Origin of the sequence: Granulicella cerasi (assembly GCF_025685575.1) — a bacterium.
In the GTDB taxonomy this organism is placed as follows: Bacteria; Acidobacteriota; Terriglobia; order Terriglobales; family Acidobacteriaceae; genus Granulicella; species Granulicella cerasi.
In genome coordinates this window covers 94745-118859 of the sequence record NZ_JAGSYD010000005.1, presented here as the reverse complement: position 1 = coordinate 118859, position 24115 = coordinate 94745, and the positions used below count along the sequence as shown (strand labels likewise).

Below are 24115 nucleotides of genomic sequence, written 5' to 3'. Positions count from 1 at the left end.
GTTCTAACGAGCTGGAGCGTTGATGCCGCGGAGGATGAGGTTGAGGCCGGCGATGAAGTCGTCGCGGTCGTCGTGTGTGCGGATGCGGTCAGCGATGCTGTGCGTGAACGGGTAGGTCTTCGCGTCTAGCTGCGACCACTTGGTGGCGATGCGATCGAGGAATTCGCTGCGGTCGAGGTTGTGAGTGATGCCGAACTGTCGGTTGACCGCATTCTGCTTGCTGATGCCAAGGATGTAGCCGACGAGGGTGCTGATGGCGCTCCACTGCTGCGCTTTGGGCACGCGGAGGAGACGGATCTGCTGGCCGATGCGCTCGAGGATGTGCACAAGCGGTGAGTTGCCTTCGCTATCGGTCATGATGGCGGAGTTGACCCAAGGGTGCTCGTCGATGAGGTCGTAGATGGCCAGCGCGTGCGCGCGGATCGTGGCCTCGGGCGTGGTGATGGGCGTGGAGTCTACTGTGCGTGCGATCACTGTGTCGCAGGCGGCTGCGAGGAGTTCGTTCTTGTTGGCGATGTGCCAGTAAATGGCTCCGGGGCCGGTGGCGAGATGTTCGGATAAAGCGCGAAAGGTGAGACCCGCTTCGCCGGTGGCGTCGAGTAGTTCGATCGTGGCTTCGATGATGCGTTCACGCGAGAGTGACTCCTCTCGACGGGTTGAGGTGGCGGCTCGCTTCGGCATGACTCTATCTTGACACAAAATGGAATGTCGTTCCATCATCATGGAATGACGTTCCGTAAAGTGTTTGTCGAGTTTGTTGCGCGGGGCGAGAAGCCGAAGTCGATGTACGACACGGTGATCGCGGGCGCTGGGCCCGTGGGGTTGTTGCTCGCGTGCGAATTGGCGATGCGAGAGCGCTCGGTGTTGGTGCTGGAGAAGAGCGTGGAGGCGGACTCGCCATTGAAGCGGATGCCGTTCGGGTTGCGCGGGCTGAACGCGCCTTCGGTGGAGTCGCTGGACACGCGTGGGCTGTTGGATGAGTTCGAGGTGACGAAGCGCGTGAAGAATCCTCATGCGGGTATGCCGCAGGGCGCGAAGCGGCCCATCGGGCATTTCGCAGGGATCCCGATCGAGCAGGGGCTGGTGGATTCGTCGCAGTGGAAGTATCGGTTGGAGAGTTCGGCGCCGCCGATCATGTTGACGGAGATGGCTGAAGTGGAGCAGATCCTTGCGCGTCGCGCGGAAGAGTTGGGCGTGGAGATCCTGCGGGGTGTGGATATGACGGGTTACGCGTGGGGGAACGATCACGTGCTGGTGGAGTGCGGTGAGCGGCACTTCCGTGGGCGCTGGTTGGTGGGATGTGATGGCGCACGGAGCGTGGTGCGCAAGCAGGGTGGGTTTGCGTTCGAAGGTACGGAACCGGAGTTCACTGGATATTCGCTGAGTGTGGAGTTGCACGGTGCTGAGGCGTTGAAGCCGGGGCGTGTGATGACGACGCGCGGGATGTATCTGCAGTCGCAGCCGGGGTACATGGTGTTGCAGGACTTCGATGGCGGAGCGTTTCATGCGTCGGGGCGGCCGATCACACGAGAGCATGTGCAGGAGGTGCTTCGGCGCATCTCGGAGTCGGAGGTGACAGTGACTGCGGTGCTCGCGGCGACGACGTGGACGGACCGTGCGCGGCAGGCGACGAGCTATCGCAAGGGCAACGTGTTGCTGGCGGGGGACGCGGCGCACATTCATGCTCCGCTCGGCGGACAGGGGCTGAACTTAGGGCTGGGCGATGCCATGAATCTTGGCTGGAAGCTTGCAGCCGTGATCGCAGGCGAGGCAGAGGAGAGCTTGCTTGATAGCTATGAGGCGGAGCGAATACCGGTAGGCATAAGCGTCTTGGATTGGTCGCGCGCACAGGTGGCGATGATGAAGCCGACGCCAGAGGCGCGGGCCCAGCACGCGATCATGCGCGACATGATGGAGACGCGCGATGGTGCGACCTACGTGGCCGGTCGTGTGTGGGGCGTGACCACGCGTTATGAGGTTGGTGATGCGCATCCGCTGGTGGGGATGAGTGCGCCGAACTTTGCGTTTGACGATGGTGCGACGATGGCGACGTTGTTGCGTGATGGGCGCGGCGTATTGCTCGACTTCGCGGGGGATGATGCAGTGCGTGCGACGGCGGAGGAGTTTGCGTTGCCGTATGCGCGGCGCGTGGCGAAGGATTCGCTGGGGCTGGGAGCGGTGCTGGTGAGGCCGGATGGCATTGTGGCCTGGGTAGCGGAGAGTGATGTGCCGCTGCGTAGGGTATTGGAACGTTGGTTTGCGCGAAAGGTGGCGGCATGAAGATCGCGATAGTCGGAGCGGGATTAGGTGGGTTGGTGTTAGCGCGCGTGCTGCACGTGCATGGCATCGCCGCGGCGGTGTATGAAGCAGAGGCCTCGCCGGAGGCTCGTGCGCAGGGCGGGATGCTGGACATTCACGTGGAGAATGGCCAGGCAGCGTTGAAGGCTGCGGGACTTTACGACGAGTTTGTGAAGCTGATTCATCCCGGCGGTCAGCAGGGGCGCGCGTTGGATAAGGATGGGCGTGTGCTGATGGATGATCCTGACGATGGCACGGGCGGGCGACCGGAGGTGCCGCGCGGAGAGTTGCGGCGGATTCTGCTGGAGTCTTTGCCAACGGACACGGTGCAGTGGGGGCGCAAGCTGAAGTTTGTCGAAGCGCTCGGAGATGCGCGGCACCGATTGGTCTTTGCGGAGGGCCCGAGCGCCGAGGCTGAGTTGGTCGTCGGCGCGGACGGTGCGTGGTCGCGTGTGAGGCCGATGGTGTCTGACGCGAAGCCGGTGTATACGGGCACTACGTATGTGGAGACGTATTTGAAGGATGCGGATGTGCGCCATGCGACGACCGCAGAAGCCCTGGGTGGCGGGTCGATGTTTGCAATGTCGCCGGGCAAGGGAATCGGCGCGCATCGCGAGCCGGGCGCGGTGCTGCACAGCTATGTGATGTTGAAGAAGCCGGAGGATTGGGGCGCGGAGTTTGTTGATCGCGCGTCTACGGTGAAGGGTGTGGCAGCGGAGTTTGAGGGCTGGGCTGATTCGTTGCGTGCGTTGATTACGGAATGTGACGGAGCACCGGTGTTGCGGCGCATCTATGCGTTGCCGGTGGACCACAGGTGGCCTCGCGTGGCAGGTGTAACGCTGCTGGGAGATGCTGCGCACTTGATGGCTCCGTCGGGCGAGGGCGCCAATCTGGCGATGTTTGATGGAGCGGAGTTGGGCAAGATGCTCGCCGCGTGCGATGGCGATATCGAATCGGCGTTATCTCGGTTTGAGAAGGAGATGTTTGCCCGGAGTGCAGCGGCAGCGGCTGATGCAGAGGTGATGCAGGAACTCATGCTGGGGGACGGTTCGCCACAGAGCTTGTTGGATTTCTTTGCGGGGCACGGCGAGCAGGAGCACGTTTGATTTGTCCGGTGTCCTACAAAGCTAAGGGCTGCGAGTCTGGGCTTTGAGTGGTGAGTGCGAGTCTTGAGTTTTGGATGGGTTTTATAGTGGCAGTGGAGGTGTTGCTTTGAGCAAAGCGGAAGTTTGGCTGGTGCGGCATGGTGAGACGGAGTGGTCGCTGGATGGGCGACATACGTCGACGACGGACATCGATTTGACCGAGCATGGTCGTGTCCGCGCGGAAGAGTTGCGCGACTACCTGAAGGACACGAAGTTTGCGGCGGTGTATGTATCGCCGATGAAGCGTGCGCAGGAGACGTGCAAGATCGCGGGCTTTGGCGATCAGATGCAGGTGGATGCGAACCTGATGGAGTGGAACTACGGCGAGACCGAAGGCAAGTCCACGAAGACGATTCGCGAGGAGCTGGGCGATCCTGACTGGAATGTCTGGGACAACGGCGTGATCGGGGGCGAGACCGTTGATGCTGTGGGTGAGCGCTGCGACAAGATCATTGCGAAGGCGCTGGAGGCTGCCGGTGATGGTGGCAAAGTCGCGCTGTTTGCTCACGCGCATGTGCTGCGGATTTTGACAGCGCGTTGGATCAAGCTGGCCGCAGTGAACGGTCGGTTGTTTGCGCTGAGCACCGGCAGTGTGAGCGTGCTGGGCTTCGAGCGCGAGACGCGGGTGGTTTCGCGATGGAACCGCAGTTTTGAGTAAGAAGTTCTGCACGACAGTGATACAAAGAGCGCTGGCTTCGGCTGGCGCTCTTCTTGTTTGCACAGCCCGTCAGCTTATTGGCGGATTGGAATTCGTTGTAGCCTCGTGGACGGCGGTTAGGCTGAAGGAGTATGAGTCAGCCGATTGTTGATCTGGAACATGTCTTTGTGGCGCGTGGAGCGTCGGTGATCTTGAACGATGTGAGCCTGCGGATTGAGCGCGGCGAGCATGTGGTGATCCTGGGGCCGAATGGATGTGGCAAGTCGACGTTGTTGAAGACGTTGACCTGTGAGCTGTATCCGCTGTCGTTGAGCGAGGATAGCGCAGAGCGTTTGCTCGGCACGCGCACGCCGCCGAAGACGCGCGTCGAGATCATGGGGCGTCAGCGTTGGGACCTCATTGAGCTGAAGCGTCGCATGGGCGTGGTAAGCGCGGAGTTGCCGGGTAAGCCAACGTTGACGACGAGCGGTTATGACGCGATCCTCACTGGTTTCTTCTCGGCGTCGACGCTGTGGCCGAACCTGACCGTGACGGAAGAGATGCGTGCGAAAGCTGAAGACATTCTGAAGCTGGTGGGTGCGGAGAAGCTGCGCGACAAGCACGTGGGCGAGATGTCTGCAGGTCAGACGCGGCGGGTGATGATCGGCCGCGCGATTGCGGGAAATCGTGGCGTGGGTGAGTCGAGCGATCCGAAGATGTTGCTGCTCGATGAGCCGACGAACGCGCTCGACCTTGCCGCGCAGCAGGATTTACGTGAGTTGATGCAGCAGTTGGCTGAGCAAGGCACGGCGATCCTGCTGATCACCCATCACATCGCGGACATTCTGCCCGAGATGCATCGCATCGTGATGATGCGCGATGGGCGGATCATCGAGGATGGAGCCAAGGACGCGTTGCTGAATGAGTCTCAACTGAGTGAATTGTTCGGCAGACGCATTTTTATGAGTGAGCGAGACGGTTTTTTCAACGCGTGGTAAGTGTTTGAGTTCGTTATAAATGCGCGATTTTCGACCTGATTTCGTTGGTTTGCTGAAGTATCGTCCAGCGAAGTTTTGCTCTCGTGAAAGTTAGGGGAGCGTGAGGCGGCATCCCTTTCGGGGACCACGTGCGTCTGATCGAAAGTCTGCAGGGGGAAGAGCTTTGAAGCTCAACCCGCGTGGATAAGACGGAGTGCAGTGCTCGGTACGCGTAGGTATTGCATGACGGATAACACACGAGAAGGGAAGAAACGCATGAATAATCAGCGTCGATTCAAGAACGTCCTTGGTTTGGGTATGTCAGCAGCGATGTTTACTGTACTCTCGGCTTCGGCTGTGGCTCAGGAAGCAACGGTGCAGGGTCTCATCATCGGACGTGACGGCCCGAAGATGTATGTGCAGACGGGTGATTCACCGCGTCAGATCGTGATCCTCCAGGATTCGACCCGCGCATTGCAGAAGGGTGGATTCTTCAGCGGTAAGAAGGATCTGGGTGTGGCCGCGTTGGTTCCGGGTCTCGAAGTGAAGGTGGACGGATCGTTTGATCCTGACCACGAACTGGTTGCGAAGAAGGTTGAGTTCTCGAAGAGTTCGCTGAAGACAGCACGTCAGATCGACGCAGGCCTGAACCCGGTGAACGCCAAGGTGGCTTCGCAGGGCGATCAGTTGATGAGCCAGCGTCGCGATCTCGATGCTGCTGGTAACCGTATCGACGAGCAGGGCCGCCGCATCGATGAGCATGGCAACCTGATCGCTCAGAACGGACAGGCGATCACTGCGACGAACGGTCGTATCGGCCAGCTCGACACGTATGACGAGAAGGGTTCGATCACGATCAACTTCCGCAATGGCAGCGCTGTTGTTGCGAAGAAGGACAAGGACGCTCTGGAAGACTTCGTGAAGAATGCTTCTTCCATGCAGGGCTACATGATTCAGGTGCAGGGCTATGCGTCGAAGACGGGTAACGCCGCGATGAATCAGCGTCTGAGCAGCGAGCGTGCAGGCAACGTACTGACGATCATTCAGCAGTCGGGTGCGGTGCCGCTGACTCGCATCCTTGCACCCGCAGCTATGGGTACGACGAACCAGGTGGCTGATAACCACTCGCGTTCGGGCCAGGCTCAGAACCGCCGTGTAGTGGTGACGGTCATGGTCAACAAGGGCATCACGGGTGGACCCGACGCGGCTCCTGCAACTGCCGCAGCACCGGCTCCCGCCCCTGCTGGCCAGGAATAACAACGACTGCTAACTCAGCCGGTAGATGACGAAGCGGCGATCGTGAAGAGACTTTGGTCTCGGATCGATCGCCGCTTTTCTGTTGCTCGTGATGGAGCCTTCGATCTTGCAGGCGCTTAGCGGGGGACGTAGATGTTGGCGTCCGTGCGATGCATCACGAGTCGATAGTGCTGCTGGATCGCGAGCAGCGATGAGGGCGGGAAGCGTTCGGAGTGAATGCTGATGGCTTCTTCAGCAGGAGCCTGCAGTTCGATAATGCTGAACCGCTTCATCGTGATCGCTTCGTTGAGCGGAGCCACGGGGATCGCATTGATGTAGATGAGGCGTGTTGCGTTGAATGGGTCGTAGAGGTATGACTTCTGCGCCGCATAGCACCGCAGCAGGCTTTCGCAGAGGGCGGCGCCGGGAGCGGGGCGCATGACGATCATTTCTTCGTCGAACTCATGCTGGCTGTGTTGGAGATCGTGCAATCGACCAATGGGGTCGAGGATGTCGCCGCGGCAGATCGGAATGAAGAGCAGCGCGAAGACTGCCAGCGTAATGGTGTGGCCGAGTGCGTACGCGCCGGAGGATTCAAGGCGCGCGAGCAGCAGGCCGATCAGCATGGTCATCGCTATGACAGCCTCGAAGAAGCAGTTGACCGAGACACCTTGTGCGCGCGCGAAGATAAGGCCAATGGTGACCGAGAGTGCGAAGTAGATGACCACGAATCGGCTTGCGGTGGGCTTGAGAAGCTCAAGCACTGCCGTGACAGCCGCGATGGCGAGCGGGATGAGCAACGTGCCGAAGGCGAGGTGGAAGGTGAACCAGACCTTGCCATGAGGAAAGACGCGTGGCAGCAGGATCGCGTGGATGAAGCCGGGGCCACCGAAGTGGATGTGCAGCGCGAGCGAGATGGCCGCGAAGATCGCGAGGCATACAGTGAAGAAGAGTGTCTTTGCGCGTGAACGGTAGAGCAGGTCGAGCCAGACGGTGATGGCGAGGGCTACGGTGTTCTGCTTAACAGACGCGCCCGCAACGAAGACCAGCGCGGCAAGTGCAAGAAGGCGCGGATCCAGTGCGCGATCGCAGGCTACGAAGTAGATCCACGTACCCAGGCAAAAGAGCATGATCGAGAAGATCTGCGGGTCGTTCGCGTTGATGTACTGCGTATGCACGAAGATGTCGGTGCTGGTGGCGCAGAAGGTGCCGAAGCAGAAGAGTGCGGCGATCCATGCGGGACGTAGGGGCACGCCGAGTCTGCGCAGGATGGCCGCGACGAGAATGCAGACGGCGAAGAAGCTGAGCAGCGTGACGACACGGCCGGTAAACCAGTAATCATGCGTGACGGTGTGGAGTGCGTCGAGCAACACGTACCAGCCCATCGGGTAGTTGACGGTCGTCCAACCTTCGCGCAGCGGATAGAGCACGCCGTGATTTGCGAGCGTGACCGCGTTATAGATGTTCCAGCCTTCGTTGTAGCTGAGCTCGACACGGAAGAAGGTGCTGGCAATCGGAATGATCGCGGCAAAGAGCGCAATCCCTATGCAGAGGATAAGGACGATGCGACCGACGAAAGACTCAAGTGAAGAACGTGCGGATGTCATTTGTCTTGGAGTGGCCAGTGTATCGGAAGCGAGGGGCGGCTTGGATGAACGAAGCGCGGTAAGCTGGGTTCGTATGTTCAACGAGTTTGATACGACTGCGATCGAGATTGATGTGGAGCGCTGGGAGCGGCGCGCGCTGCTGGAGATGTTTGCGAAGTTTGATGAGCCTTATCACGGCGTTTGCGTGCGCGTGGATTGCACGGAGACCTTTCGCTTTGCGAAAGAGAGTGGCCTGTCGATCTTTTTATCGCTCCAGCATCGCTCACTGAAAGCCGCGAATGGGCTTGCAGCGATGAAGACTCGCATCGTGGGCGATAAGGTGTTCGCGTTCGAGACGATTCACGGTGGAAGCGCCGTGGGGCGGGCGAACGGCACGATCGGCTTTGGGCATTATCCGTATCGGGCGGGGATCGCGGAATTTGCGCGCGAGGGCGCCAAGGTGTTCGAGGCCGTGAAGGAGCGCGACGATCTGGAGCGTTTTCCGTATCAGAACTTGATTCGCTACTCGGTGCTGCCGTGGCTGGACTTTACGTCGATCTCACATGCGCGGGACTATAGCCGCGCGGACTCGGCGCCGCGGGTGACCTTCGGAAAGATCACGGAGTCGGGCGGTAGAAGGACCATGCCGGTATCGATCCATGCGCACCATGCGTTGATGGATGGGTCGCATGTCGCGGAATTTGTCGAGGCGTTTCAGGGTTATCTGGCACGGCCAGAGGACTGAGGCACGCCGGCTGCCTATGCGGGATAGGTGCGGTCCTTCCATCCTCCGCCGCGGCCCGCGTGGTGGCGGTAAGCGGAGGCGATCGTGGCCGCGAGGTAGAAGCTCGCGATGCCCGGCAGCGCCAGTCCCCACAGCGGCGAACGCCGATAGCGGCGTAACGTGGGCTGGAAGAGTGCAGCCATCAAAAGCCATGTGATGAGTGCGATGAGTCGCGTAAGACCATGCGCGAAGAGGGTGAGCGCCGGTGGGGCGAGATAGAGCAACGTCATGCCAGCGATGCAGCCTGCGAGCGTGGGTAGCCAGTGATTGAGCTGCACGTACGCGGTCCGGGCGATCATGTTCCAGATCTCGCGGCGGTCGGCATAGATGCGGAGTGAGTCGGCGAGTTCTGCGTGGCCGAGCCAGAGGCGTGCGCCACTCTGCTTGAGTTCGCGCGCGAGGGCGCAGTCGTCGATGAGGTTCTGGCGGATGCGTTCGACGCCGTCGATGCGGTCGAGCGCGGAGCGGCGGATGAGCATAGTGCCGCCTGCGGCTCCCGCGGTGCGGCTGCGCGCATCGTTCACCTGTGCGAACGGATAGAGCATCTGGAAGAAGAAGATGAACGCGGGGATGTAAGCGCGTTCGGCGGCGCTGTCGCAGTGCAGGCGAACCATCTCGGAGACGAGGTCGTCGCCGTGCGTTTGCGCGCGGTGCACGAGCGTGGCGAGATGCGTCGGCGCGTGCAGGATGTCGGCGTCGGTGAGAAGGACGAACTCTGCGGCTTGCGCGAGCGGATGCTGCAGGCCCTGATGCACGGCCCAGAGCTTGCCGCTCCAGCCAGCGGGGAGCGGTTGACCGCTGATGATGGTGAGGCGCTCGGCGTGCGGTAGCGCAGCGGCGATGGCGGCGGTCCCATCGGTGCTGTTGTCGTCCACGAGGATGATGCTGAGTGCGCCGCTGTACTGCTGGGCAAGCAGTGAGCCGAGGCTGTGCGCAATGGACTCGGCTTCGTTGCGTGCCGGGACGATGACAGCGATGGAGGCGGTGGCGTCCTGGGCTTCAGGGAGCGTGGGGCCGGATTGCCAGAATCGGCCATGCAGCGTGGCGAGATAGAGCCACGCTGCAAGCGCGAGCAGTGCGAGGACGAGCATCGTGAGCTAGCGGGTGCCGGTGAGTTGCGCGACAGGGTTGATCTGCACGAGTTCGGGGCGCTGGACGGTCTTAGGGCCGAGGACGGCGATGTTGGGCAACGGTCCTTTGACCATCGCGATTTCGTCGCAGGCGTAGAGGCGCGGGCAAGTCTGGCAGTCCTTGTAGATCTTGTCCGGCATCGCGTCGCGATCGGCCTCGCGGAAGCCGAGGTGCGCAAAGTAGTCGGGGATGCGCGTGAAGAGGCAGACGCTCACGACCTCGTGCTCTTCGGCCTCGTGCATGAGAGCTTCGATGAGTTCGTCGCCTGCGCCGAGGCCGCGGTACTCAGGCTTCACGACGATGGAGCGGATCTCAGCCAGGTGTGGGCCGTAAAGGTGAAGCGCGCCGCAGCCGAGGAAGGTCTGTTCGCCCTCGGGCGTGGCGCGATGAACGACGGTGAAGTCGCGGATGTTCTCGCAAACCTCGGCGTAGGAGCGGCGCAGGAGTGTGCCGTCGCCCGAGAGTGAGTTGACCAGGTTGAAGATGTCTTCTGCGTCTTGCAGGCGGGCCTTGTGGGCGCGGATATTCGGATCGCTAGCCAAGTGCGCCCTCCTTTGCTCCCAGCAGAGCGATGCGGGCCTTGGTGGCGTGCAGCGCGGCGTGGACCTGCGCGATGGCGGTGCCGCCGGAGTTGTCGTGGCAGTCCAGCGTCGCGCGGATGTCTATGGCGTCGAAGAAGTCTTCGGCGAACTCAGGCGAGAGCGTTTGCAGGTCAGCGAGCGGGAGCTGGCCGAGCTCGAGGTGGCGCTCGAGGCCCATGCGGACGGCGTTGCCGACGATCTCATGCGCCTTGCGGAAGGGCACGCCCTTGTTCGAGAGGTAGGTCGCCGCTGCCATGGCGTTGAGGTAGCCGGTCTCCGCGGCGACAGCCATCGCGCACTGGCGGAACTTCAGCGAGCGCGTGAAGTTGGGCAGCACAGAAAGCAGACCGGCGAGCGTGTCGGCGATGTCGAAGATCTGCTCCTGGCCTTCCTGCAGGTCCTTGTTGTAAGCGAGCGGCAGGCCCTTGACGATGGTCGCGAGCGCCGTGCTTGCGCCGAGCAGGCGACCGCTCTTGCCGCGTGCAAGCTCGGTGAGGTCGGGGTTCTTCTTCTGCGGCATCGCGGAGGAGCCGGTGGAGAAGGCCTCCGGCAGATCGACGAAGCCGAACTCGGCGGTGGCGTAGAGGGTCAGCTCTTCCGCAAAGCGCGAGATGTGCAGGCCGAGCGTGGAGGCGGCTTGTGCGAAGTCGAGCATGAAGTCGCGGTCGCTGGTCGCGTCCATGGAGTTGGGCGTGGGCGCGGTGAAGTCGAGCGCCTTGGCCGCGATGGTGCGGTCGAGTGCGAGGGTGGCTCCGGCGATGGCGCCGCTGCCGAGCGGGCAGAAGTTCATGCGGGCGCGTGCGTCGGCGAAGCGCGAGAGATCGCGCTCGATCATGCTGGTGTAGGCCATGAGCCAGTGGGCGACGAGGACGGGCTCGGCGCGCTGGAGGTGCGTGTAGCCGGGCATGACGTCGTCGCCTGCGCGCTCGGCGAGGTCGAGCAGCGCGGAGGCCCAGCGGATGAGGCCGACGGTGGTGGCGTCGATGGCATCGCGCACGAAGAGGCGCATGTCGGTGGCGATCTGCTCGTTGCGCGAGCGGCCGGTGTGGAGTTTCAGCGCGAGCGAGCCGACCTCGCGGGTGAGCTCGAGCTCCACGTAGTGGTGAATGTCCTCGGCCTGCGGCGCGGACGCGACGATGGCGGCGGCGATCTGCTGGTTGGAGGTTTCGTAGTCGGGGATGCCGGAGGTGGCGGAGATGCGATGCGCCCAGTTGAGCGGACGCTGGCCGACGGCGTCGAGACCGGCGAGCATCTTGGTTAGCTCGTCGTCGGTGAGCACGCCTGCGGCGGCGATGGCGCGCGCGTGGGCTTGGCTCGCGGCGATTTCCTGGGGGATCAAGCGCCAGTCAAAGGGGAAGCTGCGCTGCCATTGCTCGAAGGTGCGATCAAGCGGCTCGCGGAAGCGGCCGGACCACATTTTGAGGGCGGGTTGTTCGGTGGTCGTAGACATCGTGAAGCGGATCTCCGTTATGTATTGAGCAATGTTGGATCAAACCAGATGTCAATATGTCCATCTGCCATAAGAAAACGATAACCAGGCGGCAAGCTGAGGTAAGGAGCTACCTGAGGCACGAAACTATAAACATGCGCTGTGCAAGTTGCAGTGAAGAAGTCGGGCGAGGAGGAGTACTCACCTTGCCAGATATACCAACCCGTTGTGGTCTCAGTTACAGGATGACGAAGCCCATGGAGTGGTGTAAGTCCCTCTGTCTGGATTGCAAGCCCGCAGTTTGCTGTCGCGATTGCAGGTACGCAATCCGCCTCATATCGCAAACACGTTTCTCGCTGTGTGATTCGGATATGTTCTGCTGTCATGTCTGCGGGTTCCATCTTCCACTGAATTTGCTGCGATTCCGTTTACGCTGGATTGTCAGCCGTCCAGATATTAAATTTCAGTAGGTTCGTTGGCACCGCGAGGGCTGTGACTCGCGGCCGACAAGCAGCTCCTTTGCTTTGCAGAGGGGGACAAGTCTCGGGGATTAGGAGAGCTGGAAGCCAGAAGCTAGCGGCTAGAAGCTCTCCTCCCTCGCGTTAGCGGCGGACCTTGTTCTTGGGCAGGCGCTTGGCGCCGCCAAGGAGCATCAGGGTGATCGCCTTCTGGGCGTGCATGCGGTTTTCGGCCTGGTCGAAGACTACTGACTGTTCGCTGTCGAGGACGGCGTCGGTGACTTCCTGGCCGCGGTGTGCGGGGAGGCAGTGCATGAAGACTGCCGAGTCGGTGGCCTTGGACATCAGATCTTCGTTCACCTGGTAGGGCTTGAAGATGGGAGCGCGCTTGGTGGCTTCGGCCTCCTGGCCCATGCTTGTGCAGACGTCGGTGTAGATGGCGTCGGCGCCGGTAGCGGCCTTGGTGGCGTCGTGCGTGAGGGTGATCGTGCCACCGGTTTGTTCGGCGAGTTCGATGGCCTTGTGGATGATCTCGAGCGAGGGCTCAAAGCCCTTGGGCGTGGCGATCGTCATGTGCACACCGAGCAGAGCGGCGGCGAGCATGAGCGAGTGGCAGACGTTGTTACCGTCGCCGACGTAGGTGAACTTGAGGCCCGCGACGGAGCCGAAGCGCTCTTCGAGGGTCATGAAGTCGGCTACGGCCTGGCAGGGGTGCTCGAGGTCAGAGAGCGCGTTGATGACTGGGATCTTGGCGTTCGCGGCCATCTCGGTGATGGTCTCGTGCGAGAAGGTGCGCAGGACGATGACCGACATCCAGCGCTCGATGTTGCGAGCGACGTCGGGGATGGATTCGCGCTGACCGAGGGGTTCCTTGGTCTGGTCGACGAAGATCGCGTTGCCGCCGGTGGTGTTGATGGCGGACTCGAAGGTGAGGCGCGTGCGCAGCGAGGCCTTCTCGAAGAAGAGGACCATCTGCTTGGCGTCGAGGGCGTGGCGGAACTCCTCGGGCTGTTCCTTGACAGCGTGCGCGAGCTCAAGCACGGCGGCGAGCTCTTCAGCGGAGAAGTCCGCGATGGAGCAGAGGTCGCGGCCCGCGAGGCCCTTGGCGATCTCGGTGAAACGGGTGTCGGACTGAAGGGATGCTGCGGCCTTGGAGGAGAAGCCGCGGGTCGGAATGACGATGGGATCCATGTTGTTCGTGCTCCGGTAGTGCTGAGTGCGAGATGCGATGGTCTCGGTGGTGCGTTTGGTTCGAGTGCTGAGTCGTGAGTTCCGTGTTCTGAGTTTCAGCTCTCAGCCTTCAGATTTCAGCTGTCAGTTTATGCGACGACAGCGGCGGCGACGAGGAGTTCGTCGAGGGCCTTGATGGTGGTGTCGACGTCGGTCTTCGTGATGAGGTACGGGGGCAGGAAGCGGAGGACCGTTTCGTGCGTACGGTTCAGGATGATGTGCTTGTCGAACATCATCTGCTCGAGGATGGACTTCGCGAGATCAGCGTTCTCGATCTCTGCGCCGAGCATGAAGCCGGTGCCGCGGACTTCCATGATCGCCGAGTGCTTCTTGCTGAGGTCGATGAGCTGCTGCTTGAAGTATTCGCCTACTTCGGTGACGTGCGCGAGCAGGCCCTCGTTCTTGATGGCGTCGATGACCGCGACGGCGACCGCGCAGGCGAAGGGGTTACCGCCGAAGGTCGTGCCGTGCATGCCGGGGGTAAAGGCGCGCGCGGCCTCTTCGGTGGCGACCATCGCGCCCATGGGGATGCCGCCCGCGAGAGGCTTGGCGAGCGTGGTGACATCCGGCTGGATGCCGTAGTGCTGGTAAGCGGTCCACTTGCCCGTGCGTCCCATGCCGGACTGAATCTCGTCGAGCAGGAGGAGTGCGCCGGAGGCGTCGCAGAGTTCGCGCGCGGTGGCGAGGAACTCCTGCGAGATAGGGTTGATGCCGCCTTCGCCCTGGAGAACTTCAAACGCGATGGCGCAGAAGCTGGAGTCGAAGGTCGCCTTGAGGGCTTCGACATCGTTGTGCGGGATGAAGACGACGTCGGGCATCACGGGTGCGAAGGGCTCGCGGTAAGCGGTCTTGTGCGTCGTGGAGACGGCGCCGATGGTGCGGCCGTGGAAGCTGTGTTCGAGCGCGAGGATCTTCGTGCCGATCTGCTTGCCCTCGTTGCGCAGCAGCAGAGCGTGGGCGCGCGCCAGCTTGATCGCGGCTTCCCAGGCTTCGGCGCCGGAGTTGCAGAAGAAGGCGCGATCGAGGCCGGTGATCTCGGTGAGGCGCAGCGCGAGGTCGCTGGTGACGGCGTTGTAGAAGAGGTTGCTCGTGTGGATGAGCGTGCTGGCCTGCTGGGTGATGGCCGCGGTGATGGCGGGGTGGCCGTAGCCGAGCGCGGAGACGCCGATGCCGCTGAGCAGGTCGAGGTAGCTGTTGCCGGCGTCGTCGAAGAGGCGCACGCCTTCGCCGCGCGTGAGCTCGAGCGGGTAGCGGGCGTAGGTGTGGAACAGGAGCTTGGATTCGTTCGCTTGAAGATCAGTCAGGCTCATGGTGTTTCCTTTTCGAGGCGAAGTGCTGGAGGTCAGAAAGAAGTGCTAGAGATCAGAAATAAGAGATCAGAGATTTCGGCGATGATCTCGGTGGTTCGTTTGGTTTGGGCTCGCGATTTGGTCTGAGCTACGAGTTCTGAGCTGCGAGCTTTGCGTTAGGCTGCGAGGACTTCGGTGCCTCGGTCGATGCGCTGCGAGCTGAAGGCAGGCAGCAGATCAGCGGCGTCGGCGGGCAGGATGCGGACTCGCTTCACGCCGTGCGCGAGAGCTTCCTTGCAGGCGTTCAGCTTGGGCAGCATGCCGCCGGAGACGACCTCCTGCTTCTGCAGTTCGGGGACGTCTTTGAGCGAGAGCCAGCGCATCACTTCGCCGTCTGCGCCCTTCACGCCGGGGACGTCGGTGAGGAAGACCAGCGCGTCGGCCTGGGTGGCGACCGCGCAGGCCGATGCCATTTCGTCGGCATTGATGTTGTAGTACTCGCCGTCCATGCCGAGGGCGATGGAGGAGATGACCGGGATCGCGCCCAACGTCCAGATGGCATCGAGCCACTTGGGGTCGGTCGCGGCAATTTCGCCGACGAAGCCGAGGTCGTGCTCGGTGTGCTTCTTGCGCGCCTTGAAGACGTGGCCGTCGCCGCCGGTGAGGCCGACAGCGTTCGCGCCTGCCTTGTTCAGCGCGGCGACGAGGGTCTTGTTCACACGGCCACCGAGCACCATGAGGGCGACGTCGCGGGTTTCGGCGTCGGTGACGCGGAGGCCTGCGACGAACTCGGACTTTTTGCCGAGCTGTGCGAGGAGCTTGGTGAGCTGCGTGCCGCCGCCGTGGACGACCGCGACTTTGTGGCCGTCTTCGACGAGCTGCGTCAGGGACTTCGCGGCGAGGGCGAGGGTTTCGGGATTTTCGAGGCCGGCGCCGCCGAGCTTGATGACGAATTTCATGAGGCTACTCCGAAGATGCGAGATGCGAGGTTCGAGATGCGATGGGCGACAGATCAGGACAGAAGATCAGCGTGGTTGCGTGGCGAGTTGTCGCTGCTCTGGTGCTGTTGTCTGCTTCGCTTGGATTGCTGGCCGGCTGATGTGTTGGATGAACTCGTTGCGTTCGTCCATCGGTTCGAGGCCGCGGGTATTGGTGTGAAGCGTGGTGCGCATTAGATCAAGCCTTCCTGCTGCGGCCATCCGGCCATGAGATTCATGTTTTCAACGGCCTGCGAGGCTGCGCCCTTGAGGAGGTTGTCGAGGCAGGCGATGATGACCGCGCGCTTGCCGTCGGGCGAAAGCTGAAAGCCGATGTCGCAGAAGCTGGTGCGGACTACGTGCTGGATCTGCGGCGTCATCGGCGACTTGCGAACGCGTACGAGCGGCGCATCGCGGTAGAAGTCGTCAAAGAGCGCCTGCAGCGACATGATCGTTTGCGGCTCCGTGAAGCGCACATAGATAGTCGAAAGGATGCCGCGCGGAATGGGCAAGAGGTGAGGCGTGAACTGGATCTGATCCGGCTGCAAGCTGAGCTGTTCGTAGAGCTCGCCGGTGTGGCGGTGGCCGAAGATCGCGTAGGCCGAGAGGTTGTCGGCGGCGTACATGAAGTGCGTGCCCGGGGTGGGCGCCTTGCCCGCGCCGGAGACGCCGGACTTCGCGTCCGCGATGATGCCTGCGGAGAGGTCCACGATGTTCGCGCGCACAACGGGGGAGAGGCCGAGGATCACCGAGGTGGCGTAGCAGCCAGGGTTTGCGACGAGGCGCGCGGTCTTGATTTCGGCGGCGTGCAGTTCGGGCGAGCCGTAAACGGCTTCCTGCTGCAGCGCATCGGTGGCGGCCGTGTCTTCGAGTTTGTAGATGGCGCGGTATGCGGGCGTGTCGAGGCGCCAGGCAGCGGAAAGATCAACGACGCGGATGTTATGCGCGAGCGCCTGCTGCGACCACTCGCGCGACTGCTCGTGGGGCGTGGCGAGGAACATCAGCTCGACGCCTTCGCGCTGGAGCTCGTTCCAGTCAAAGGGAATAACGCGTGCGTCATCGGCGTTCGGCAGGCCGGAGAGGTTCGGATGCAGCGAGGTCAGCGAGATCGCTGCGCCGCCTTCGGACTCGGGACGACCGAGGAAGATGGGCGGGTTCGTGGCGAAGCGCGGATGATCGAGCAGGATGCGCGCGAGCTCGGCACCAGCGTATCCGGTGACTCCGGCAACAGCGACACGAAGCGAGTTTTGCGGGGTGCTAGCCAATGTATCCGTCCAGTCGCGCTTTGAGCGCGGTTGCCTGCTTATTGTCAGGGCAGATGATGAGAACCGTGTTATCGCCGGCTACGGTGCCGACAACTTCGGTCCAGTCTTCGTAATCAATGTGCGCGGCGATGGGCTGCGCTCCGCCGGTGGTCGTGAGGAAGACGAGCAGGTTCTGCGCCTGGCGCACCTCGAGCCCGAAGTTGCCGAGCACGTCGGCGAGTTCGGGTTCGTCGTCATCTTCTTCCGGCACGGCGAAGGACTCGGGCAGGGCGTAGCCCGCAGGGCCTTTGAGGAGGTTGAGCTCCTTGATGTCGCGTGAGAGCGTGGCCTGCGTGACGTGGATGCCGCGCTGCGCGAGCTTGCGGCGAAGGACGTCCTGGTTCTCGACTTGCGCCTTAATAAGAAGGTCGCGAATGACGCCGTGGCGTTGGTTTTTCATGCGGTGCGACCTCCTTTCAGGGCGCTTTCAGCGGCAAAGAAAAAGTGACGCCAGAGATTCCGCGTCACGGTGAATAAATATCCACTATCTATGTATAAATATGCGTTCCGCGATTTGTCAAGGCCTGAGGCTGCACTCTGTTGTGGGAAAACGCGGGAGGCGAGATGTTCGTCTGAGGTGTCATACGCTTGAGCGTTGCGGGTAGGATGAGGGGCGGTCGCTGCAGTGCATGGAGTACTCGTGATTCTCGGCGATCCAGTGTCGGAACGCGATTGAAGGACAGGTAAGGGATGGGGCTTAGGATGAATGCGCTGTTGGCGTTATTGATCGTATTCGTCTTGCAGGGCGTTGGGTTCGCGCAGAGCGAGCCGTATCGCCCGCAGGTGCATTTTTCGCCGCGCGAGCATTGGACGAATGATCCGAATGGGCTCGTGTACTTCGAGGGCGAGTACCACCTCTTTTATCAGTACAACCCGCAGGGCGACGTGTGGGGCCACATGAGTTGGGGCCATGCGGTATCGAAGGACTTACTGCATTGGCAAGAGTTGCCGGTGGCGCTGCCGGAGCATGGTGGCGAGATGATCTTCACCGGCAGCGTAGTCGTGGATGAGCGGAACTCCAGCGGGCTCTGCGCAGGGGGAACGCCTTGCATGGTGGCGGTGTATACGGGACACCACATCATCGGCGGCGACTCGAAGCGTTATACGCAGGACCAGAACCTGGCGGTGAGCCAGGATCGCGGCCGGACGTGGAGCTTCTATAAAGGCAATCCGGTGCTCGACCTGCACATGAAGGAATTTCGTGACCCGAGTGTGACATGGAACGAGCCACGCAAGGCCTGGCTGATGGCGGTCGCGTTGCCGGACGATCACGTTGTGGCGATGTATAGCTCACCGGACCTGAAGAAGTGGGAGAAGATTTCAAGCTTTGGACCTGCGGGGGATGTAGCGGGGCAGTGGGAGTGCCCTGATTTGCTAAAGGTGCCGGTCGAAGGCTCGGCCGAGAGCGTCTGGGCGCTGAAGGTGGGGCTGAATCCCGGCGGACTGCAGGGCGGTTCGGGAGAGCAATACTTCATCGGAACGTTTGACGGGACGAGTTTCAAGCGACTCCCGAGCCAGCAGGAGAACGGCTGGACGGACTGGGGCAAGGATAGCTACTGCGCGATCAGCTATAACCATTTGCCCGCAGGCGAGAAGCCGGTGCTCCTTGGCTGGATGAGCAACTGGGAGTACGCGGCGGAGGTGCCGACAAAGCCCTGGCGCGGACAGATGACGCTGCCACGGCGCTTGAGCGCGCGCCTGGTGGAGGGCAAGTATGTTCTGGTGCAACAGCCGGTGGTCGAGGCGCTGCATGGTGCGGAGTTGAAGGACGCGAGCGCGGCGGTGGCAACCCCGGTGGAGTATCGGGTGTCATTGCAGCCCGACAAGGCGGGGTCGGCCGGTGTCCGGGTGCGCTACGATGCGACGCATTGGGTGGATGTGGGGTTCGATGTGAAGCGTGGCGTGATGTTTGTCGATCGCTCACACTCGAGTGTGCCGGTGGCGAAGGGCTTCGCAGTGCGGACTGAGGCGAAGATGCTACGGTCGTTGCCGCTCGATCTGGATGTGATTGTGGATGCGTCGTCGGTGGAGGTCTTTGCGCAGCAGGGAGCGATTGCGATGACGAACCTCGTGTATCCGCCGAGTGGACAGGTTGCGCTCGAGCCACTGGGCGCCGAAGTGAAGATGCGGGCGCGTGGGTGGACGCTCAGGAAGTAGGTGATCGAGCCAGCTCTGCGCAGTCCGTTGGACAAGCAGTCCGTTTGATCCTGATGTCCGAGTTGATCCTGATGTACGAGCTGTGAGGCTTGAGCGTTAGGTTTTGCTGTGCCTGTGGGTGGCGTTTCGGTTGTCAGGCAGCATAAGCAGAACCGTTAGCGCTATAAGCTATAGCCGCGTCTGAGACGTTTGCGCGTTTGAATAAGGCAGATGCGCAGGTGTGGGGTTTCAGTGTGATCGGATTGACCGATTCTTTTATCACAAAGATCAATGAATGCGCGGCTTTGGCGTTTGTGGCTGAACGGTTTTCGGACGTATAGTAACGTATGTCCCAAAAACACAGCGACGAACTGCGCGTTCGTAAGAACGGCGCTCAAGAACAGCCTTCCACCATCGCTACCCGTGCCGTGATTACGGCCAATGGTGCCAAGCTGACTTCGCTGGTCGATCCTATTTTTGACCATGATTCGTGCGGCGTAGGCTTTGTGGCCAGCGCGCTCTATAAGCCGTCGCGCAAGATCCTCGAGGACGCGCTGACGGCGTTGTCGCGCCTGGCGCACCGCGGCGCTGTGGCTGCCGACGGCAAGTCGTCGGACGGCGTCGGTGTGATGACCGGCGTGCCGCGCAAGCTGCTGCTGGAGTCCGTGGGCATCGAACTGGCTGACGATCAGGTGTTGGGCGTCGGTATGTTGTTTACGCCGCCGGGTGCTCGTCCTGTTGAGAATGTCGTGGACAGCTGTCTGCGTTCGCAGGAGCTCGAAGTGCTGTGTTGGCGCGAGGTCCCGATTCGCCCCGAAGCGTTGGGTGAGATCGCGCTGTCGACAATGCCGGTGATCCGCCAGGTACTGGTGAAGGACGCGGCCAAGCACGACCTCGGCCCGATGGAGCGTCGCCTTTATCTCGCGCGCAAGCAGTTTGAGCGCGCGGTGGAGAACGGCGAAGTAGAAGGCTACTTCTGCTCGCTGAGCTCGACGACGCTGGTCTACAAGTCGATGTGCGAAGGCAAGTTGTTGCCGGAGTTCTTTGTCGATCTGCAGTCGCCGGCTTACACGACGCCGTTTGCGATCTTCCACCAGCGCTATGCGACGAACACGCTGCCGGCGTGGCATCGCGCACAGCCGGGCCGCAAGCTCGGACACAACGGCGAAATCAACACTGTGTGGGGAAACCGTGCTCGCATGGATGCGCGTGATTCTTCGCTGCCGGTGGAGTGCAAGCCAGTGCTGACGAAGGATGGCACGGACTCGACCTCGCTGGACGAGACGATCGAGCTGATCTCGCAGAACGGGCGCACAATCGCCGAAGCGGTGCGTATGTTGCTGCCGCCTGCGATGACGAAGCGCTTCCATCCGTTTTTGAAGTACCACCAGGATGTGGCGGAGCCGTGGGATGGGCCGGCGGCGATTGCGTTCTCTGACGGCGTAGTCGTGGGCGCGGCGCTGGATCGTAACGGTCTGCGTCCCTGCCGTTATGCGATCACGAGCGATGGACTTGTGGTGGCGGGCTCGGAAGCGGGGCTGGTGGATCTTGATCCGGCGACGGTGATTGAGTCGGGACGTCTGGGGCCGGGCGAGATGCTGGGCGTCGATATGTCTGAACGCAAGATCTATCACAACGACGAAATGCTCGATGAGTTCGACGTGCGCGCAACGTACGTGGAGCTGGCAGAAGACACTGCGCTCGAGGCGATTGACGCCGGAGCGGTGTCGAGCGGTGAGGAGTTGCAACGTCTTCAGAAGGGCTTCGGTTACACGAAGGAAGACGTGAACATGATCTTGAAGCCCATGGCCGCGACGGGCAAGGACGCCGTGTGGTCGATGGGCGACGATACGCCGTTGGCGTTCCTGGCGAAGTCGCCGCGTCCGCTGTATGCGTTCTTCCGCCAGCGCTTTGCGCAGGTGACGAACCCTGCGATCGATCCGCTGCGCGAGAGCGTGGTGGTGAGCCTGCACTCGCGTCTGGGGCCGTGGGCGCACATGCTGGATAAGAACGCTCCGCTGCCGGGGCTTTCGATGGATTCGCCGTTCCTGTCCCTGGGGCAGATGGCGGCGTTGCGCGCGGGGGCCTACCCGCACAAGGAAGACCTGCGCCTGCATGAGTTGAGCTGCACGTTCACGCCGAACTTCTCACTGGAGCAGGCGACCGATAGCCTGGCTCGCGAGGCGGTGGAACTGGTGCGCTCAGGTGTGCGCATTCTGGTGCTGACCGACCGTGGGGCAAGCGAGAGTGCTCTGCCTGTGCCGATGGCAATGGCGACCGGCATGGTGCATGAGGCACTGGTGGCGGCTGGGCTGCGTACGCTGTGCGGTATCGCGGTGGAAGCGGGTGATGCTCGTGACGTGCACCATATGGCGGTGTTGTTGGGCTATGGCGCAGGCGCGATCTGCCCGTGGCTGGCGCTCGAGACGGCTGGTTCGCTGGCTCCTGAAGGCACCGACGGCGAAGCGTACATGCTGAAGTCGCTGGACGCAGGCATTGCAAAGATCATGTCGAAAATGGGCATTTCGGTAGTGAACAGCTATCGTTGCGCGCATCTGTTTGACATCCTCGGTCTGCATCGCAGCGTGGTGGATCGTTGTTTCCCCGGAACGCCTGCGCCGCTGTCGGGTGTCGGATTTGCGGAGTTGGATCGCCGTCTGCGCATGAGCTGGAATGCTCCTGCGGTAGATGGCACGCCGGTCGCTGATCTGGCCGACTACGGGTGGGTGCGCTTCCGCAAGAGCGATGTAAGCGAGCCGCATAAGTGGGCTCCGCTAAACGTGAAGGCGTTGCAGACGGTGATGGGTTCGACGCGTCAGGGGATCCCCGCGGAAGACCCGGCGAGCGCGTTCCAGATCTTCTCGCGTTCGGTGGATCAGGGGGAGCCCGCGACGCTGCGTGAGTTGCTGGAGGTGCGTCCGGCTGGGCCGGAGTTGGCGCTGGAAGATGTGGAGAAGCCGGACACGCTTTGCCACCGCTTCATCGCGAGCGCGATGTCGCTGGGTTCGCTGAGCCCGGAGGCTCATCAGACGATTACGGCGGCGATGAACATGATCGGCGCGCGCTCGAACACGGGCGAAGGCGGCGAAGACCCTGCGGTGTATCGTGCACAGGGTTCAGGCCCCAGGGCCCAGGGCCCAGAGGGTGGAGCGGCCGTTGAGGTTGCTGGTTCAGGTGGTGGTGCGGCTGTGGCGGAACTGGTGCAGGCTCCGGCGGTGCACACGGGCGTGAGCCTGAACAACCGCATTAAGCAGATTGCTTCGGGACGCTTTGGCGTGACCGCGGAGTATCTCGCTCATGCGGAGGAGATCGAGATCAAGGTAGCGCAGGGAGCCAAGCCCGGTGAGGGCGGACAGCTTCCGGGGCATAAGGTTTCGGGCTTGATTGCACGTCTGCGTCATGCGCAGCCGGGGGTGGGACTGATCTCGCCGCCGCCGCACCATGACATCTACTCGATCGAAGACCTCGCGCAGTTGATCTATGACTTGAAGCGCGTGAATCCGAAGGCGGCGGTCGGCGTAAAGCTGGTGTCGTCGATGGGCGTGGGCACGGTGGCGGCAGGTGTGGCCAAGGCGTATGCCGACTTCATCGTGATCGCCGGCAACAATGGCGGCACCGGTGCTGCAGCGCTTTCGAGCATCAAGTACGCGGGCAATCCGTGGGAGCTTGGCCTGGCCGAGGCGCAGCAGTTGCTGCGTGCGAACGGTATGCGTGGCCGCGTGCGTCTGCGTGCGGACGGTGGTCTGTCGACGGCGCGCGATGTGCTGATCGCCGCGTTGCTCGGCGCTGATGAGTATGCGTTCGGCACGGCGGTCCTCGTGGCGCTGGGCTGCGACATGGCTCGCCAGTGCCACTTGAATACCTGCCCGACGGGCATCGCCACGCAGAAGCCGGAGCTTCGTGCGAAGTTCCGCGGCAAGCCGGAGCATGTGGTCGTGCTCTTCCAGCAGATCGCAGCGGACTTGCAGAAGTTGCTGGCGAAGTTTGGCTTGCGTTCGCTGGAAGAGGCGATCGGCCGTGTGGACCTTCTCGAGCAGGTGCGGTTTGAGGGCAATCTCGACCTGACGCCGGTGCTGGCGCAGGTGGGCGAGGGCCCGACGCGCTGGGAGGGTGGCTTCAACACGCGGCCGGGCGAGGACCATCCGATCGATGAGCCGTGGGTTGCGCCTGCGATCGAAGCGGCGAAGAAGGGCGAGAAGTTCTACGTCAAGTCGGAGATCAACAACGAACATCGTTCCATCGGTGCGCGCCTTGCGGGTGAAGCTGCGTTGCTGCGCGTGAAGGGCGAGCTCGACACGATCGATGCGACGTTCGATCTCGAAGGTACGGCAGGCCAGTCGTTCGGCGCGTTCGCAGGCACGGGCAACACGATCATCCTGACGGGGCAGGCGAATGACTTCGTCGGCAAGGGCCTGAGCGGCGCTGACCTGATCATTCGTCCGGTGGGACGCGCGGCGGAGGAGTCGCACGAGCATGTTCTGCTGGGCAACGTGGCGCTCTACGGCGCGACGGCTGGGCGCATGTTCGCGGCGGGCCGCGTGGGCGAGCGCTTTGCGGTGCGTAACTCAGGTGTGACGACGGTGGTGGAAGGCGCAGGCGATCATGCCTGCGAATACATGACTGGCGGCACGGCGGTGATTCTCGGTCGCATCGGCATCAACTTCGGCGCGGGCATGACGGGCGGCACGGCGTGGGTTTGGGACATCGATGGCGATATCCTGCGCGATACGCGCTACCACACGGAGTTCCTGGAAGCGGTGAAGTTCGACGATGCGACACCGGAGCAGCAGGCTGGCCTGCACGCGCTGGTGAAGCAGCAGAAGGAGCTTGCGCACAGCAAGCTCGCGGAGAAGATGCTGGCGAAGTGGCCGGCATACACGCCGCAGATGGTGCTGTTTGTGCCGAAGCCGCAGTAAA

19 protein-coding genes are annotated in these 24115 nt (G+C 62.1%); 8 read left to right on the top strand and 11 right to left on the bottom strand.

Annotation, left to right across the window (positions count from 1 at the left end; translation table 11 throughout):
- Window positions 1-3: 3 nt before the first annotated feature.
- A complete protein-coding gene (locus tag OHL11_RS15645; protein WP_263372474.1) occupies window positions 4-681 on the bottom strand; it encodes a TetR/AcrR family transcriptional regulator in 678 nt (225 codons plus the stop codon).
- A 45-nt stretch (window positions 682-726) separates the two neighbouring features.
- On the opposite strand from OHL11_RS15645, the gene OHL11_RS15640 reads away from it, so the two are divergent.
- The 5 genes from OHL11_RS15640 (at window position 727) to OHL11_RS15620 (ending at window position 6314) form a co-directional block, all read left to right on the top strand.
- Window positions 727-2280 carry an FAD-dependent monooxygenase gene (locus tag OHL11_RS15640; protein WP_263372473.1) on the top strand — a complete coding sequence of 518 codons (1554 nt, stop codon included), beginning with the start codon at window positions 727-729 and terminating at the stop codon, window positions 2278-2280.
- Window positions 2277-3404: an FAD-dependent oxidoreductase gene (locus OHL11_RS15635; RefSeq protein ID WP_263372472.1), complete on the top strand. Its 1128-nt coding sequence runs from the start codon at window positions 2277-2279 to the stop codon at window positions 3402-3404. Before OHL11_RS15640 ends, OHL11_RS15635 begins: the two co-directional genes overlap by 4 nt.
- Before the next feature lie 106 nt (window positions 3405-3510).
- Window positions 3511-4101, top strand: coding sequence for a histidine phosphatase family protein (locus OHL11_RS15630; protein WP_263372471.1), 591 nt, complete (start codon window positions 3511-3513; stop codon window positions 4099-4101).
- 131 nt (window positions 4102-4232) lie between these two features.
- Complete coding sequence (locus tag OHL11_RS15625) at window positions 4233-5078, top strand: ABC transporter ATP-binding protein (protein ID WP_263372470.1); 846 nt, start codon at window positions 4233-4235, stop codon at window positions 5076-5078.
- 309 nt (window positions 5079-5387) lie between these two features.
- On the top strand, window positions 5388-6314 hold the full coding sequence (locus tag OHL11_RS15620) for an OmpA family protein (protein ID WP_263372469.1): 927 nt from the start codon (window positions 5388-5390) through the stop codon (window positions 6312-6314).
- Between the two features lie 116 nt (window positions 6315-6430).
- On the opposite strand, the gene OHL11_RS15615 is transcribed toward OHL11_RS15620, so the two are convergent.
- Window positions 6431-7900 (bottom strand): hypothetical protein, encoded by a 1470-nt coding sequence (locus OHL11_RS15615; RefSeq protein ID WP_263372468.1) that lies wholly within the window; start codon window positions 7898-7900, stop codon window positions 6431-6433.
- Between the two features lie 73 nt (window positions 7901-7973).
- Here OHL11_RS15615 and OHL11_RS15610 point away from each other — a divergent pair, with 73 nt between their 5' ends.
- A complete protein-coding gene (locus OHL11_RS15610) occupies window positions 7974-8624 on the top strand; it encodes a CatA-like O-acetyltransferase (protein ID WP_263372467.1) in 651 nt (216 codons plus the stop codon).
- 14 nt (window positions 8625-8638) lie between these two features.
- Here OHL11_RS15610 and OHL11_RS15605 read toward each other — a convergent pair whose 3' ends face one another.
- The 9 genes from OHL11_RS15605 to OHL11_RS15570 all read right to left on the bottom strand — a co-directional run bounded on the left by OHL11_RS15605 (window position 8639) and on the right by OHL11_RS15570 (window position 17462).
- Window positions 8639-9754: a glycosyltransferase gene (locus OHL11_RS15605; RefSeq protein WP_263372466.1), complete on the bottom strand. Its 1116-nt coding sequence runs from the start codon at window positions 9752-9754 to the stop codon at window positions 8639-8641.
- A 6-nt stretch (window positions 9755-9760) separates the two neighbouring features.
- Window positions 9761-10336 carry a GNAT family N-acetyltransferase gene (locus OHL11_RS15600; RefSeq protein WP_263372465.1) on the bottom strand — a complete coding sequence of 192 codons (576 nt, stop codon included), beginning with the start codon at window positions 10334-10336 and terminating at the stop codon, window positions 9761-9763.
- Complete coding sequence (gene argH, locus OHL11_RS15595; RefSeq protein WP_263372464.1) at window positions 10329-11825, bottom strand: argininosuccinate lyase; 1497 nt, start codon at window positions 11823-11825, stop codon at window positions 10329-10331. Before argH ends, OHL11_RS15600 begins: the two co-directional genes overlap by 8 nt.
- 17 nt (window positions 11826-11842) lie before the next feature.
- Window positions 11843-12190, bottom strand: a complete 348-nt coding sequence (locus OHL11_RS17450; protein ID WP_449555726.1) for an immunity protein Imm33 domain-containing protein — start codon at window positions 12188-12190, stop codon at window positions 11843-11845.
- Window positions 12191-12406: 216 nt separating this feature from the next.
- The gene (argF, locus tag OHL11_RS15590; RefSeq protein ID WP_263372463.1) at window positions 12407-13453 is read right to left on the bottom strand and encodes an ornithine carbamoyltransferase; all 1047 of its coding nucleotides are present in this window, start codon (window positions 13451-13453) and stop codon (window positions 12407-12409) included.
- Between the two features lie 128 nt (window positions 13454-13581).
- Complete coding sequence (locus tag OHL11_RS15585; protein WP_263372462.1) at window positions 13582-14802, bottom strand: aspartate aminotransferase family protein; 1221 nt, start codon at window positions 14800-14802, stop codon at window positions 13582-13584.
- A gap of 155 nt (window positions 14803-14957) precedes the next feature.
- On the bottom strand, window positions 14958-15740 hold the full coding sequence (argB, locus tag OHL11_RS15580; protein WP_263372461.1) for an acetylglutamate kinase: 783 nt from the start codon (window positions 15738-15740) through the stop codon (window positions 14958-14960).
- A 212-nt stretch (window positions 15741-15952) separates the two neighbouring features.
- Window positions 15953-17023, bottom strand: coding sequence for an N-acetyl-gamma-glutamyl-phosphate reductase (argC, locus tag OHL11_RS15575; RefSeq protein WP_263372460.1), 1071 nt, complete (start codon window positions 17021-17023; stop codon window positions 15953-15955).
- Entirely contained in the window at window positions 17016-17462 is a 447-nt protein-coding gene (locus OHL11_RS15570) for an arginine repressor (protein ID WP_263372459.1), read from the bottom strand. Before OHL11_RS15570 ends, argC begins: the two co-directional genes overlap by 8 nt.
- 302 nt (window positions 17463-17764) lie before the next feature.
- Between OHL11_RS15570 and OHL11_RS15565 the strand changes: the two genes are divergently transcribed.
- On the top strand, window positions 17765-19219 hold the full coding sequence (locus OHL11_RS15565) for a glycoside hydrolase family 32 protein (RefSeq protein WP_263372458.1): 1455 nt from the start codon (window positions 17765-17767) through the stop codon (window positions 19217-19219).
- Window positions 19220-19545: 326 nt separating this feature from the next.
- Complete coding sequence (locus OHL11_RS15560; RefSeq protein ID WP_263372457.1) at window positions 19546-24114, top strand: glutamate synthase-related protein; 4569 nt, start codon at window positions 19546-19548, stop codon at window positions 24112-24114.
- The last annotated feature ends 1 nt before the right edge of the window (window position 24115 follow it).

Excerpts from the sequence above, each read along its gene's own strand:
- OHL11_RS15645 (WP_263372474.1), bottom strand. The coding sequence starts at position 681 with ATGCCGAAGCGAGCCGCCACCTCAACCCGTCGAGAGGAGTCACTCTCG.
- OHL11_RS15640 (WP_263372473.1), top strand. The coding sequence starts at position 727 with ATGACGTTCCGTAAAGTGTTTGTCGAGTTTGTTGCGCGGGGCGAGAAG.
- OHL11_RS15635 (WP_263372472.1), top strand. The coding sequence starts at position 2,277 with ATGAAGATCGCGATAGTCGGAGCGGGATTAGGTGGGTTGGTGTTAGCG.
- OHL11_RS15625 (WP_263372470.1), top strand. The coding sequence starts at position 4,233 with ATGAGTCAGCCGATTGTTGATCTGGAACATGTCTTTGTGGCGCGTGGA.
- OHL11_RS15620 (WP_263372469.1), top strand. The coding sequence starts at position 5,388 with ATGTTTACTGTACTCTCGGCTTCGGCTGTGGCTCAGGAAGCAACGGTG.
- OHL11_RS15615 (WP_263372468.1), bottom strand. The coding sequence starts at position 7,900 with ATGACATCCGCACGTTCTTCACTTGAGTCTTTCGTCGGTCGCATCGTC.
- OHL11_RS15610 (WP_263372467.1), top strand. The coding sequence starts at position 7,974 with ATGTTCAACGAGTTTGATACGACTGCGATCGAGATTGATGTGGAGCGC.
- OHL11_RS15605 (WP_263372466.1), bottom strand. The coding sequence starts at position 9,754 with ATGCTCGTCCTCGCACTGCTCGCGCTTGCAGCGTGGCTCTATCTCGCC.
- argH (WP_263372464.1), bottom strand. The coding sequence starts at position 11,825 with ATGTCTACGACCACCGAACAACCCGCCCTCAAAATGTGGTCCGGCCGC.
- OHL11_RS17450 (WP_449555726.1), bottom strand. The coding sequence starts at position 12,190 with ATGACAGCAGAACATATCCGAATCACACAGCGAGAAACGTGTTTGCGA.
- argF (WP_263372463.1), bottom strand. The coding sequence starts at position 13,453 with ATGGATCCCATCGTCATTCCGACCCGCGGCTTCTCCTCCAAGGCCGCA.
- OHL11_RS15585 (WP_263372462.1), bottom strand. The coding sequence starts at position 14,802 with ATGAGCCTGACTGATCTTCAAGCGAACGAATCCAAGCTCCTGTTCCAC.
- argB (WP_263372461.1), bottom strand. The coding sequence starts at position 15,740 with ATGAAATTCGTCATCAAGCTCGGCGGCGCCGGCCTCGAAAATCCCGAA.
- OHL11_RS15570 (WP_263372459.1), bottom strand. The coding sequence starts at position 17,462 with ATGAAAAACCAACGCCACGGCGTCATTCGCGACCTTCTTATTAAGGCG.
- OHL11_RS15565 (WP_263372458.1), top strand. The coding sequence starts at position 17,765 with ATGAATGCGCTGTTGGCGTTATTGATCGTATTCGTCTTGCAGGGCGTT.
- OHL11_RS15560 (WP_263372457.1), top strand. The coding sequence starts at position 19,546 with ATGTCCCAAAAACACAGCGACGAACTGCGCGTTCGTAAGAACGGCGCT.